16 protein-coding genes and 1 pseudogene are annotated in these 13,070 nt (G+C 34.2%); 3 read left to right on the forward strand and 14 right to left on the reverse strand.

What is annotated here, in order from left to right:
• Window positions 1–32: 32 nt before the first annotated feature.
• On the reverse strand, window positions 33–737 hold the full coding sequence (locus tag F5ESL0246_RS05295; protein ID WP_122018476.1) for a lantibiotic protection ABC transporter ATP-binding subunit: 705 nt from the start codon (window positions 735–737) through the stop codon (window positions 33–35).
• 858 nt (window positions 738–1,595) lie between these two features.
• Between F5ESL0246_RS05295 and F5ESL0246_RS05300 the strand changes: the two genes are divergently transcribed.
• Complete coding sequence (locus tag F5ESL0246_RS05300; RefSeq protein ID WP_122018477.1) at window positions 1,596–3,203, forward strand: ABC transporter ATP-binding protein; 1,608 nt, start codon at window positions 1,596–1,598, stop codon at window positions 3,201–3,203.
• Between the two features lie 316 nt (window positions 3,204–3,519).
• Entirely contained in the window at window positions 3,520–3,693 is a 174-nt protein-coding gene (locus tag F5ESL0246_RS08255) for a hypothetical protein (protein WP_158592799.1), read from the forward strand.
• Between the two features lie 2 nt (window positions 3,694–3,695).
• Here F5ESL0246_RS08255 and F5ESL0246_RS05305 read toward each other — a convergent pair whose 3' ends face one another.
• Complete coding sequence (locus tag F5ESL0246_RS05305; protein WP_147441060.1) at window positions 3,696–4,070, reverse strand: hypothetical protein; 375 nt, start codon at window positions 4,068–4,070, stop codon at window positions 3,696–3,698.
• A gap of 16 nt (window positions 4,071–4,086) precedes the next feature.
• Window positions 4,087–4,209, reverse strand: a complete 123-nt coding sequence (locus F5ESL0246_RS08460; protein ID WP_255409621.1) for a hypothetical protein — start codon at window positions 4,207–4,209, stop codon at window positions 4,087–4,089.
• 336 nt (window positions 4,210–4,545) lie between these two features.
• On the opposite strand from F5ESL0246_RS08460, the gene F5ESL0246_RS05310 reads away from it, so the two are divergent.
• A complete protein-coding gene (locus F5ESL0246_RS05310; RefSeq protein WP_122018479.1) occupies window positions 4,546–4,752 on the forward strand; it encodes a hypothetical protein in 207 nt (68 codons plus the stop codon).
• 395 nt (window positions 4,753–5,147) lie between these two features.
• Here F5ESL0246_RS05310 and F5ESL0246_RS05315 read toward each other — a convergent pair whose 3' ends face one another.
• The 11 genes and pseudogenes from F5ESL0246_RS05315 to F5ESL0246_RS05360 all read right to left on the reverse strand — a co-directional run bounded on the left by F5ESL0246_RS05315 (window position 5,148) and on the right by F5ESL0246_RS05360 (window position 13,039).
• Window positions 5,148–5,777 carry an ABC transporter ATP-binding protein gene (locus F5ESL0246_RS05315; protein ID WP_122018480.1) on the reverse strand — a complete coding sequence of 210 codons (630 nt, stop codon included), beginning with the start codon at window positions 5,775–5,777 and terminating at the stop codon, window positions 5,148–5,150.
• Between the two features lie 4 nt (window positions 5,778–5,781).
• Window positions 5,782–7,899 carry a DUF1430 domain-containing protein gene (locus F5ESL0246_RS05320; protein ID WP_147441061.1) on the reverse strand — a complete coding sequence of 706 codons (2,118 nt, stop codon included), beginning with the start codon at window positions 7,897–7,899 and terminating at the stop codon, window positions 5,782–5,784.
• A gap of 130 nt (window positions 7,900–8,029) precedes the next feature.
• Window positions 8,030–8,323 carry a lactococcin 972 family bacteriocin gene (locus F5ESL0246_RS05325; protein ID WP_199688566.1) on the reverse strand — a complete coding sequence of 98 codons (294 nt, stop codon included), beginning with the start codon at window positions 8,321–8,323 and terminating at the stop codon, window positions 8,030–8,032.
• Between the two features lie 208 nt (window positions 8,324–8,531).
• Complete coding sequence (locus F5ESL0246_RS08260) at window positions 8,532–8,669, reverse strand: hypothetical protein (RefSeq protein WP_158592800.1); 138 nt, start codon at window positions 8,667–8,669, stop codon at window positions 8,532–8,534.
• 292 nt (window positions 8,670–8,961) lie between these two features.
• Window positions 8,962–9,453, reverse strand: coding sequence for a hypothetical protein (locus F5ESL0246_RS05330; protein WP_147441044.1), 492 nt, complete (start codon window positions 9,451–9,453; stop codon window positions 8,962–8,964).
• Window positions 9,443–10,042 carry an ATP-binding cassette domain-containing protein gene (locus F5ESL0246_RS05335; RefSeq protein WP_122018483.1) on the reverse strand — a complete coding sequence of 200 codons (600 nt, stop codon included), beginning with the start codon at window positions 10,040–10,042 and terminating at the stop codon, window positions 9,443–9,445. The genes F5ESL0246_RS05330 and F5ESL0246_RS05335 overlap by 11 nt, the downstream gene beginning before the upstream one ends.
• Window positions 10,043–10,054: 12 nt before the next feature.
• A complete protein-coding gene (locus tag F5ESL0246_RS05340; protein ID WP_158593158.1) occupies window positions 10,055–10,672 on the reverse strand; it encodes a hypothetical protein in 618 nt (205 codons plus the stop codon).
• Window positions 10,642–11,460: a hypothetical protein gene (locus tag F5ESL0246_RS05345; RefSeq protein ID WP_122018485.1), complete on the reverse strand. Its 819-nt coding sequence runs from the start codon at window positions 11,458–11,460 to the stop codon at window positions 10,642–10,644. Before F5ESL0246_RS05345 ends, F5ESL0246_RS05340 begins: the two co-directional genes overlap by 31 nt.
• Before the next feature lie 6 nt (window positions 11,461–11,466).
• A pseudogene (locus tag F5ESL0246_RS05350) lies at window positions 11,467–12,246 on the reverse strand (transposase); the annotation flags it as partial.
• A gap of 186 nt (window positions 12,247–12,432) precedes the next feature.
• Window positions 12,433–12,723 (reverse strand): type II toxin-antitoxin system RelE/ParE family toxin, encoded by a 291-nt coding sequence (locus F5ESL0246_RS05355; RefSeq protein ID WP_122018576.1) that lies wholly within the window; start codon window positions 12,721–12,723, stop codon window positions 12,433–12,435.
• Window positions 12,713–13,039 carry a toxin-antitoxin system gene (locus tag F5ESL0246_RS05360; RefSeq protein ID WP_122018486.1) on the reverse strand — a complete coding sequence of 109 codons (327 nt, stop codon included), beginning with the start codon at window positions 13,037–13,039 and terminating at the stop codon, window positions 12,713–12,715. Before F5ESL0246_RS05360 ends, F5ESL0246_RS05355 begins: the two co-directional genes overlap by 11 nt.
• Window positions 13,040–13,070 lie beyond the last annotated feature (31 nt).

Consider the following 13,070-nt stretch of genomic DNA (forward strand, 5'->3'; position numbering starts at 1 on the left):
TTTTGGTTTTAAAAATTTCAATTTTTAAAGCTTTAAGCATACATAACACCAGCCTTTTCCAAAGTAGAATTAAACAGTTTTTCTAAATCAATTTCATGATCATATGGCTGTTCCAAAAGGAGCTTACCTCCACCAATAATACCAATATTATCAGCTAGATGTTCTACTTCTGAGAGCATGTGACTAGAAATAATGATTGTGATGTCTTTCTGCTTGAATTCAGCAATCAAATTACGTAACTGTTGGATACCTAGTGGGTCTAGTCCATTAGTAGGCTCATCTAAAATCAAAAGTTTAGGATGTCCAACTAAAGCTAAACCGATTCCTAACCGTTCTTTCATTCCTAAAGAAAAATTCTTCGTTAATTTATTTCCAGTATTGTTAAGACCAACGGTTTGTAAAATACCGGGAATTTCATTTTCGCTTGTACCGCGCAAACGACAAATTACCTGTAAATTCTCTTTAGCAGTCAGATTGCTATATAAAGGAGCATTTTCAATTAATGAACCAATCTTAGCTAAGTCAGATCTTGTCCATTCATGACCAGCAAATTCGACTTGACCACTTGAAGCCGGGATCATTCCCGTTAAAATCTTCATTAACGTAGTTTTACCAGCACCATTAGGTCCTAAAAGACAATAAACTTTATTTTCTGGAATATGTAAATTTATTCCGTCTAAAACCAGTTGGTCTTTAAACTTTTTAACCAGATTTTTTGTTTCAAGTAAATTAGTCATATTTAATATTCTCCTGCATGTGTTTAAATTTTAGTAAATATTATATACGAATATATTAAGTTTATTATTTTAAATCAAATACTTAACAATAATATCATATTATGAAAACTAACAAAAGTCCTCTTCCCTGTGGCTTTTTTTAAGATAATAAAGTAATCTTGAATTTCCACTAAATAGTTATAATTACTCTTTATGAGCTTCTTAGTAATATTTAACATTTGAAAAAAACTAGAATTTCAACAAATAAGGTAAGTCGCTAATCATTTGATAAGCCTGCCTGTAATTTAGTGTTTTATAATTTTTTATATAATTTATTAATTTTTCATAGAATTATATACTGTGCTAGTTTATTAACCAAAAGTAAAATATCGTAATTTTGCATATTATTTGATAATTTTATGTCAAATTTTTCTTCTAAATCATACTCTATAATTTAGATTAGAATTTAAACTTAGGTCTTTAGAAGCAATAATATTATCTTCAAGATATTTTTTAATAGTATTAATTACTTCTGATTTAATATTTTTTACAGTCATCATTTTTATACTCCAAAAACTAAAAGAGGCAGGAGCCTCTTTTAGTTAACAATCATTATTTCAGTTTTGACGTGCCTCGTAATCAATTCCTTACTTGCATTATTTAACTGATCTAGAATTTCAAATTCCATTTGTAGAGATACATCGGGATTATTCATAATCTTTATCTCTATAAACAAGAGATTCTATAATTATATTAAATTTGATAATATTTTTATGATATATATTTATAAGCATTTATTATTTTTTAATTAAACATTTACAAAATTATTAAATAATTATAAAATAAATATATTAAAAACAAGTTAAGGCAGGTAATATAATGAACTTTAAAACCATCGTTAAGTGGTTACCTAAATGGTTACTGCTTGCAATTTTCATTACAACACTTATTTCATCATTTGATGGTGTAGTATTAGCACAGGTGCTTTCTAATATTGCTAACTTTAATCGTAATTCGACGGTAAGGCAGCTTTTAACTTACGCGGGAATAAGCTTATTGGCTCTGACAATTGTTTACTTAACTAAGGCTTTGAAGAAAATATTAATTAATACAGCAATTAAGCAAATGAACCTAAAGATAAAACATAATTTTATTTATCAGCAGGTCGTTAATGCTAATTTTATGGATGATACAGCGAAAAATATTTCTAAAATTTTTAATGACTTTAAGTTGCTCGAAACCAATTACTTTAATTTATTGTTTGATTTGATTTCATCATTGTTAATGGCGCTGGTCTCAGTAATTTATATATTAAGTTTGAGTATTCCAATCGGGTTTTTGGTTATTATATTTTCACTACTACCGATGTTAACACCAAAATTGTTTAGTAAGATTTTGACTAAATCTTCTGCAAATTGGCAAAACAACAGTAGCACTTTTTTGGGCAAGGTAACTGATTTATTTAAGGGAAAGAATACAATCAGAACATACTTAGCCGAAAAAACAATGTATGAAGATACTGACAATTATTTAAATAAAACTGAAATCGCTTATTTAAAAATGAATAATTGGCAAGCAGCAGCATTTTTTGTTGGAGCATTTTTATCAGTTATTAGTTATATTTTCCCGATTAGCGTCGGGGTATTCTTGATCATTAAAGGAAACATTACCTCGGCATCTTTGATTGCCATTTTTATGGCTAGTGATCGTGTTGTAGCACCGCTTAGCAGCATATCTGAATATCTCAATAAAATGAAAACGACGCAAAATATTCGTGAAAATTTGAAAGAACAAGTAATTAGTTTTGGCAATGCCCCAAAGGGTTTAGAAAAAGCACAACCTAAAATTGTTTTTGATGATGTCAACTTTACTTATGCTAACGGTAAAACAATTATTGCTAATTTAAATTTACTTATTCCTTATGGTAAAAAAATATTAATTACTGGAGCGTCAGGTGCTGGTAAATCAACCTTGCTTAATTTGATTCAAGGTTTTGTCAGTCCTACGAGCGGTAAAATTTATTTAAAAGATGGATCAGATAAAATAGCCAATATTCTTAATTCTGGAATGATTGCCTACATTAAGCAGAGTCCGAATTTATTTAATGATACTTTACGATTTAATCTGACATTGGGACAAGATTTTTCAAATGATGCTTGTTTAGCTGTATTAGATAAAGTTGGATTACTTACAGAACTTGGCCAAGACGCCTTAAATAAAACTTACGGTGAAGATGGTAAAGATTTATCAGGTGGACAAAGACAAAGAGTTGAGATTGCGCGAGCTTTACTGTTTAACAAAAAAATTATTCTAATCGATGAAGCGACATCGAATTTAGATCCGCAAACGACAGCTAAAATAAATGAAATCATCTATGGCTTAAGTTGCACAGTTATTGAAGTTGCTCATTATTATGATGCGCAGGAAGTCCAGCAAGCACAATTCACACGATATTTACTTAAGAATAAGACTCTAAAAGCAATTTAACTAAAAAATATTGCTAATAAAATTGACTAATATTTATATATATAATATAGTAAAGATATAATTTGATCATTATAATATATATTAGTATATGTATTATCGACATATGTACTCATTGTGAGAATTTTTTATTGCACAAAAATAAAGCTACCAAAATTAATCTGAATAACTTTATTTAATTGGTACAGCCCTTGTATTCTTCACTTAATTCCAAACTTTTTTCTATATCTAGTAAACGTAACACGATTAATTCCAGTTACCTTGCTGACAGCAGTATCAGTCGTACCACTTTGATAGAACTTAAAGGCGTGTTGCAATTGTGGATTTATATAAGCTGGTTGAAACAAAGCAAGCTGTTAAGGCTGCACAGAAACCTGATGAATACGTTATCATTAGACCTTCCTGGGAAACTGTTGGTCATGTTATGGCACAAGGACGGAGAGATGCTCTAAGTAGCGGGTTTGGATTTGGTAGTAATAGATATAGTCATTAAAATCAAGAGGTACTACTAGTGAAAAGAGATAAACCAGAAACTATATTGTTATTGGCAATATTAGCACCGATGCCCGTCTCAGTAACAGTTTCAGTGTAGTGGCTGTTGGTCTTTCCCCATTTTCCCGACTTTTTGGCAATCAGTGGACCAATAATTCCTTGCAAAATTGCGGGTACAAAAGACGCAACCACAAAGATGAGGGCAATGATCCATGAAGCAAGGAAAGCAGACACGATTGGCGCCATAAACTGAATAACATCAAAAATAATAGTCAATTCTGCGACGAGACTTAACCAGATAATTAGAAGACAATTCCTTAATTTTAATGTTAACGTCGGCAATAATTTTGGAATATAAATATTGATAAATAATTCCAATCAAGCCAAAAATTAGTTAACCACAGATAGCAGTTGTGGTTAACTTTAACAAACTGCCTTGAGGTTTCTCGGCGTATGAAATGAATAGTTTCAACATGTAGGCAACGAAAACAGCCTGCATTGAATTCAGAATAGACATAATAATGTATAGACCGACTTTAAACGGATTAGCGTATTTTAAATGTCATGATTACCTTCTTTAAAATATATCTATTCTCATTTTTAATTAATAACTTATAATAATATCATTAAGTCAGAAAACTTAATAATAATCATCTAAGTAAGTTTATGATAAAGGAGGTCTCTAGAAATGAGTGCAAACGTTAATGTTGATCACATCTCCACATTTACCGACTCTAAAATTGGTTGGATTTTCTTCTAAACTGTTAAATCATCATTAATATATAATATTAGCCGAGATCTATATTTAAGACCTCGGCTTTTAATTAAATTTTTATAAAGGAAAACATTTATAATGAAATACAATCGTCCAAGAATCAAATCCATATATCCAATCTATAAATTAAATGATGAAACTTTTCGAATTGACACCCAAGTCGGCATTACCCAAGAGTTTAAAGACCCTACTCATCAATTATGGACTTTAGTCAATTTACTTGATGGTAGACCTACAGAAGATGTATTAAAACAAGAAAAAGCCGCTTTTCTTAATTTGTCTTAATTTCGGGGTTCAGATCACCTAGAAAGTAAGGAAAGAAATCTAAATGAGTTTAACTAAAACTTGAAATATTATTTTTTCTAATTAATTTTTATAAAGTTCTAATTTCAATATAGTTTTAATCAATGTCGTTGTAATCAAAGAAACAATATAAAGTAAACTATAAAATCCTCTGACGCAAAAAATTATAGCAATGTATTACATGTAGTAATAGGCGTACCATAACAATGCGGTGATACAAATAGCTAAAATTGAGCCAGCAATCAAAAAGTACAAAACTCAAAAACAAACTAAAAGGACTAACCCCGATTGAATATCGGAAGTTAGTCCTCAGCTAGAATTTATTAAACTGTCCTAATTTTGGGGTTCACATTAGGTTCAGGCGTGGAAATCATTTTTTACAGCTTAATAATTTTAGAACAATAGTCCGCTACCACAGGGTCATGGGTAACAATCACCAACGTCTTGCCCATCATGTTCAACTGCCTTAATTCTTTCATAATAATGTCGCGGTTCTGCTCGTCTAGCGACCCGGTTGGCTCATCCGCCAGAATCAACTGGCTAGGCTTAATCATAGCCCGGGCAACGGCAACCCGTTGCTGCTGACCGCCAGAAAGCTCATAGACCTTGCTGTCCTTATAGTCTTCAAGACCAACCCGTCTGAGCGTCTCGTCAATCTGCCTTATCTTAGCTGCTTTGTCTTTTCTAACATATTTCTGCGCCAAGGTCAGATTTTGGGCAACGGTCTGATTATCAATCAATGCAAAATTTTGAAAGATATAATTAATCTTATTGCGAATCTCCCGGCTTGCCTGCGTGCTGTTGGGCTTAATATTACTTTGCCCGTCGAAAATATAACTGCCGGAATCAAAACCATCAATTAATCCCAAGATGTTTAACAAAGTCGACTTGCCACTACCACTGGCACCCATAATGGCTACCATCTCTTTGTCCTTGACTTCTAAATTCAAATTCTGAAAAACGATCTTGCGTCCAAAGGATTTGGTCAAATTGTGGATCTCAATCATTGTCTCACCCGCCTTTCAATACTTGAACAATATTCCGGTTCTCCTGGCCAATAAAGATAGCCAGCGTCACCAATAGGTCAACCCATGCTAACAGCACACCAACCAGCAGTGCCCCAGAGCTTTTGCCCCAGAAGCAGGCTACGCCGATTTGAACTGCATATAGGCTTAGTAAGAGGGTGATAGCTATGCTATAACGGTCAATGACCCTAAAGCCCAGCAAGCGCAAAATCGATAGCTCCCGCTCATTGGTTCTGAAATAGAGGACCGCGCTGAAAGCCGAAACGACCAGTGAAATCGTAAAGGTAACGCCCAGCAGAATCAGTGAAATCAGCAGACCCCAGCGGTATGTAGTAGTAAGATAATTGGCAAGCGAAGCTGCTGTTGCAAACTTTATCCTAATGCCCCGCATGTATTCAGCCCGACCCAAACGCTTAATCAGCGCCCGGTTATGCCGGTTATTTTTGATTCTGATAGGATTACTCAGACCCGAAACGGACAGCTGCAGTTTGCTCCAGTGATCCAGGTGGTCCGAATCAATCAATTCATAGATTGGCCGCTTAAAAAGTTTAAGTTGTTCATTGAGATAAACTGGGGTCGCAGGTGCAGACCGATAATACACAATGTTTACTTGTGTTTTTGCCAAGTCTTTTCTTGACTTGTCTGAACGGTCAAGGACAAGTAACTTGGTCAGTTTAGTTACCTTATCATGGTCCTTCTTCATTTCAATCGGTACGTAAAATGTGTTTTTCAGCCCTGTAGGTGCAGTCAGACCCAAATGCTTAAGGTAATTCTGGTTAATCCGCACCACTTGGTAACTGTCCTTGGAGGTAAAGCTACCAGCGATTTTGAAGCGGGCCAGGTTTCTTTGCGGGTTAGTGATTGAACCGGACACAAAATAGGCATTGCTCCCTTTTTCCAGGTCATTAAAGAAGCGTCCTATCTTGATCTCATTTTTGCCATTATGAACATCGTCATTTCTAATGGCTTCGGCAGAAACAAGACTAGTTCGTTCCGCCGTCAGGTAGCTGCCCAAGCGGGCAACCCTGTCATATTGCCTGCTTTTTTCATTGATTTCCTTAACATTAGCCAAACCACCGATTAGCAATACTGTGGTCAATACCACCGTCGCAATTTTGATGACCAGTGTGATGGCCATACCCAGGTTGAAGTTGATGCCCTGCTTTAGCAGCGTGATGATTCGAATACTCCTAATAAGGGCAAGTGCGATAAGAATAGACAAGGCAAAAATCATGACGACAACTAGCTGGCTAACCAGCACCCACTTGGCAAAGCCCGCTGGCCAGTAAACGAAAAATAACCTGATTCCGATATCAAAGATTAAGCTAGCACCGAGAAGGGACGCAAGCGGCAAAGTGAACAGCTTCCCCACCACGTCCAAGTTAGATAGGCCTAACAGCTTGTACACACCGATTTGCTTAACGTTTGTCAGTGGAATTGAAAAAGTGGCAAGGACTGTTAGTACAGCCAGTATTAGGAACAAGGCCAGATAAATCATCAGCGATCTATTAATGTATTCCTTTTTGGAAAACACTTTGGGCGTCAATAGGTCTTTCTCGCTCGTATTAAAAAATGTAGCCAATTTGCGCACAACTACCCTGCGGTGTTTCAAATTACCGATAACCGTGTAGACGCCATTCACGGACTTGTCATCCTTGCCCCAAAACTTGTCGATGCTCTGCAGTTTGATACGCTCAGTTTTCCAGAACACGGGGATATCCCTGCCCTGTACATACACGGTCTTCTTGTTTGGAAATAGGTCAAACTTCTTATTCCGGGCGAAGAATTCATAATAAGGGAAACTGACCTTGCTGACCACAGCCGACTTGATTACGGTTCCCCCGTCATAATCAGTCTTGATCAGCGTCAAGCCATACCTGTTAGCTATGCGCTTAAAGAAGGGTAGCGTTTCGTCTGCCGTGCGTGGACTATTAGACAAGTACACCTTATACGAGTTTGACGTCTCCTCTATTTTTTCAATCCGATCTTGATCCTTGGTCTGGTAAATATTGATTACCAATAGACCTGCCAGAACGGACATCATTACCAAGAATAGGCTAACTACTTTTTTGATAAGATCACTTCCTTTCAGTTGTAATGGCATTAGTAAATAAAATAGTATTATTATATATATCAGTAAAAACTCTTGCATACTTTTAGAAAAGTAATTTTTTCCTAATTAAAGTGTATGCAAGAGTAGTAGGCAACAATGGAAATTAATTAGTTATTTGTTATTATTCATAACTCCACCAATAATTTAGCCCTGTAGATGGAAATTGGTGATACCTTGCTTGAGACCAATTTCCGGCATCAGCAACAGCCTTATCCCGATTACTTTTATTGGGTCCAACCGCTGAACCATGTCTACTAGCAGTGTGAAGATAATCGGAATAGCCAAATGTACCATTCAAGCCTACTCCATAGTTCCATGTGCCACCACCAACATTTTGTGCTAGTGTAGTGGTGGCTGTGCTAGCAAGTCCTAAAGAAGTAACTATAGGAACGATTGAAAACATCTTTTTAAACATGTAATTCGCCTCCTGATTTACTAATCCACATATCACTTGTATAAAATATAACACAATATATCCAAAAAGCAACCGCTTACAAAAACTACATTATCGCGTATTAATACACCACAAAAATGTCTTAATTTCGGAAGCATATTTTTATCTAAATTAACTAAACAAGATAAACGTATTGGCCAAACCATCTATATATATTGGAACACCACAATTATTCTCTTGTATCCTTAATATTTTTTTGAGAGACATCACTAGCTTCTTCAAACGAAGCCGTATGAATTAATACTTCTGTATTCTTCCTCTCAAAAAAATTTCTATATTCTTGATATAGTATCATTGCATTACTCATTTTGTATCCCTTGTTCATTTACCCAAAATCAATCGAATCTAATAGATGTTCCCCAGATCAGTAAAACTAAAATGCAATCAGCCGGTTCTTCAGCACTATATACACGAGATGGAAAATCACTTTTAACACTGGAAGATCCTTAATCCAAAAAAGATATCCATGACCAATCATCACAATTATTTAGTAATTTGCAGATTAATCAAAATAGATTTAAAGATAATGAAATATCTACCGATATTTTATTATTTTTGGAGTTATTGTTTAATACAAGATCAGAATGCAAATATTAATTTTATAAGCAAAAGATACTGATTCGAAGAAAAATTAAGCAAATAAGAATTCCAAAACTTTGAATTATTAATGACCAATGATAAAGAGGTATTGTTGTTAAACAAATCCAAATTAATACCATTAGCACTAAGGTGGTTAAAGAAAGTCCAAGATTACTATTAGTAATGGCAAATGTATGAACTATTAGGTAACCTGCAAGATATGGCCATCTTAACGGGAAAAGCATTTTAAAGAGTGTTAGCATTTTAGGTTTACGAATCGCAATCTCGTTCTTAAGCGAATCGACCTCATTTCGAGGCAAAATGATAGAAACATAATCAAAAATTATCACATTAATACAAAGTAGCGCAAACTTAAGCGGCGTACTGATCCAACCAAAACTAAGTTGCCAGAGTTGCTCAGTGGGAAGTTCTGACCAACTTTGTCTAGCTAACAAGATTAAAATGCAACAAATTGCTGTATAAAGCCCAAAAATGTGTTTCTTATTCATCATTAAGAACTCCGGCTTGCAACTTCAAACGACGATCATAATTAATTTCATCTACTTTATCATGACTTGCCACAATAACTGTCTTATTATGCTGCTTTAGTTGCTTTAATAACGTAACGAATTGACTAATACCGTCTTGATCAATTCCTCTAGTTGGCTCATCCAGTAAAATAATATTTTGATTTTCCATGACTGCTTGTATAATGCCCACTTTTTGCCGCATACCTACGGAATATTTGGTAATTGCCTGACGATCGTCAGGATCTAGTTCAAAGTCTGTAAGTAACTGCCGAACTATAGTTTCATCATAACGGTGGTTAAGGTGAGCTAAAAACTTCAAATTAGTCAATGCTGATTCATATTCTAAAAATCCCGGGTTTTCAATTAATGCTCCGACTACATCAGTTGGACTAATTTTCACTGTCCCACAATCTGCCTTTAACAAACCCGTGATAATTTTAAAAATGGTAGACTTGCCAGAACCGTTTATGCCTGAAATATGAATTATTTCGCCTGGCATTGCTTTTAATGATACATCTTGTAAAACAACTTTTTTACCAAATGATTTTTTGATTTTTTCAATTTGTAACATAATCTTTCTCCATCAGTAACCGCCATAAATGTGGTGCACTGCCCGATACAGTGGGTCATATAACGGACTGTATAAAATTAAGAGTTTTTTTTCAATAATAAAATGATATATTAAATCTAAAACTATTACTAAAAATAATAGAAAATAAGGATGGTGCAATTGATAGCCACCCACCAAAAGCCAAGACAAAAAAAGCAAAACAAAAACATGTAATAATAATAAAGTCATGCCTAAGACTGGGCTACCATTTTTAAAAAAAGGATAATTAGTTCCTAAATATGGCACGAATAAGCTTAATAAAAATATTAAACAATAAAAGGTAGCTATTCCCAAGAGAAAGGCGATTATCTGATTATTTTTTTTGCGCACACCAACAAAAAGCCGAATTTTACGTAGTGCTAAAACTTGTGAGTAAAAGAGGGTTAATATTATTGGCTGCAAGTACAAGGATACCAAATTAGCATTAAGATACGTATTCAATAATTCCATAGTACTAGGGTCACTTCTTCGAATAAGAAATTGTCCGCCCCAAAAACCAATGAACGTGATCAATAATCCGATTAAGATAAAACGATAACTAAAGCGCTTAGTCTTCATGTTTATTCCCTCTCTATTTTTTGTTTGTACCATACACTGATTAAAACTGCTGCAATCGCTAAGTAGATAAATGTCGCAATAATAAAAGCGAAAATTGGTTTAATCGGAGGAGCTTGGCTAATAAAAGTATACTGTCCTGGTGCCACCAGACTAAAAAAGAACCAAGCATATGAGAAAGTGTGCCAAATTAGGTTATTCATATTACCTAATGTTGGTAATAAAATTAAGATTAATCCTAAAAGCGGTCCAATTATTGGATAAAAAGCATTTTTGCGGATATAAAGTCCCACGCTAAAAACTAAAATGGCAAAAATACCCCAGCCAATAGCTGATAAAAAAATAAATAGCAATATCTCAGATAGATCATCTGCTAAAATATTGGCTGACCGAATTGCATGCAAATACACTTGATCATTTGTCTTATACATAAAAGGAAAATAAAACCAATTAATTAAGAACATTTCATATAAATTAGTGGCTAGAGATAAGATAGCGGCTGCCCCAAAAGTATTTTTAAGACTTTGTTTTAAAAAAGTAGCATAACCAATCCTTTGTTGCACATTAGAAAATATATTATTATTTTTCAAGTAAACAAAGAAAGCAGAACCGATAATCGTTAACAAAGACATCTGGGAAATGTCTACTAATATATTAGAGCCTCCTCCTCCAGATTGTAATGCAAAGAAAAGCCCCACTGAAATATTCCCTTTAGCACTTAGAAGGCCACTTGCGTCATGAATACCAAGGAAAACATGGACAGTAATTAATAAAAAATATAGTATTAAAATAGTTATATACATTACCTTAGTTCTTTTTAACATAAATTATTCTCCATTCTTCATATGATCCTTTTTCATATGCATAAAAGTCGCGTCATGGTCAGTCTTAGAATAGCTGTTACGCTCGCCAAATATTTCTGTTGCTACTTCATACTTTTTTGATCTGGGGATCAAATCCTTACGCAACTTATGCAGTACCTTTTTAAGACTGCGTCTTTGGCGTTTCTTAGTTGAACCCCCAAGCGGGGTTTGGGGCTCAGCTGCGATTTCTTTATCTAATTGCTTAGTGGTAGCTTCTGTTTGTCTGGCAATCATTGCTAGACCATAACTAGTTTGGGCTTCTTCTTCCGTGATCGCTTGGATTACTTCTGTTTGAATCAGTTCATCATAAAGTTTAATTGCACTAGTTTTTAATTTGGCATGAAATTTTTCCACTGCTCTTTTCCAAACGAAAGTATACTTGTTGGCATCAGCTTCAATTTTAGTCCCATCAATAAAGATGGCATCTTTTTTAATTAAGCCTTCTGCCTGCAGGAGGTTAGTAAAATAGACAAAAGACTGTTTAATTAACTGATTGGCATGTTTACTAGACCTAAAGTTATTGATTGTGTGATATGAAATATGCTTGCCGCCAGCAAAAAGCAAAATTTTAAGCATCATAGCTGGATGATAGGCCGGCCGACCAGTAACTGACTTGTCTTCTAATAGTACCTTGTCAGGAATAGAATCAACAAAAGTGCTAATAACCTGAGCAAGATGATTTTTAGGAATAGAAAAATCTAAATTGAGTGTTAAAGCAGTTTGACCTGCGATATAATTTTGATACATGAAAAGCCCACCTTTTTATTTTTGGTACTGAATTAATAATATCAAGGCAAGGCAAAAATGTATATGAAAAATCCGCTAGAACTTAAAGGTTCTAACGGATTTTTTGCTTGTTAGTGTCTAGTTTTTCCCAGACTCTTTTTGGCTTAACTTAATGACATTGCTTAATTTCAGGATTCACATCAATCCTTAGATTAAGTTCTTCAATTTTTGATAAAAATTTTCATGTGAGCCGATTAAAAGTATGATAACTATTACTTCGTCTTGATCTATTTTATAAGCAATGTGATAACTAACTTTAGCATAGTTAAACCCTACGGCATAAATACCAACTAGATCACCTTTTTTGGCAGTTCCACTATAAGGGGTAATCGCAATATCATTATATATCTTATCAATAAATTTTTGCTTTAATTGCTTATTCTTAATTTTTTTAAGAACTTTGATTGAATTACTACTCAATTTAACTTTATAGGCCAACTTCTTTTTCAAGCTCCTCTTTGGTCATAATTGGTTCTGGCTCTGCATCTTGTGCCAACTTATTAATTGCTTCTGGAATCGCTTTTTTGGCTTCTAGAAACTTATCAATTAATTCTTGGCCAGAGTAATTTTGACTTACCAAGTCTTTGAGAATATCTGTATCAAAATCAAAAAAATCATCATTATCAACAAATTCATAAAATATACCATTATTTGTTATACGCGGGATAGTAGCTACTCCTTCCTTGATACCAAAGCTTTTTGGTACTGAAAGCATCACTGAATTTCCCTGTTTTCTAGTCTTTATAGTTCTCATTTTGCTCACCTCTAATGATATTTTATCATTT

The organism is Lactobacillus sp. ESL0246, assembly GCF_003692965.1.
In the GTDB taxonomy this organism is placed as follows: Bacteria; Bacillota; Bacilli; order Lactobacillales; family Lactobacillaceae; genus Lactobacillus.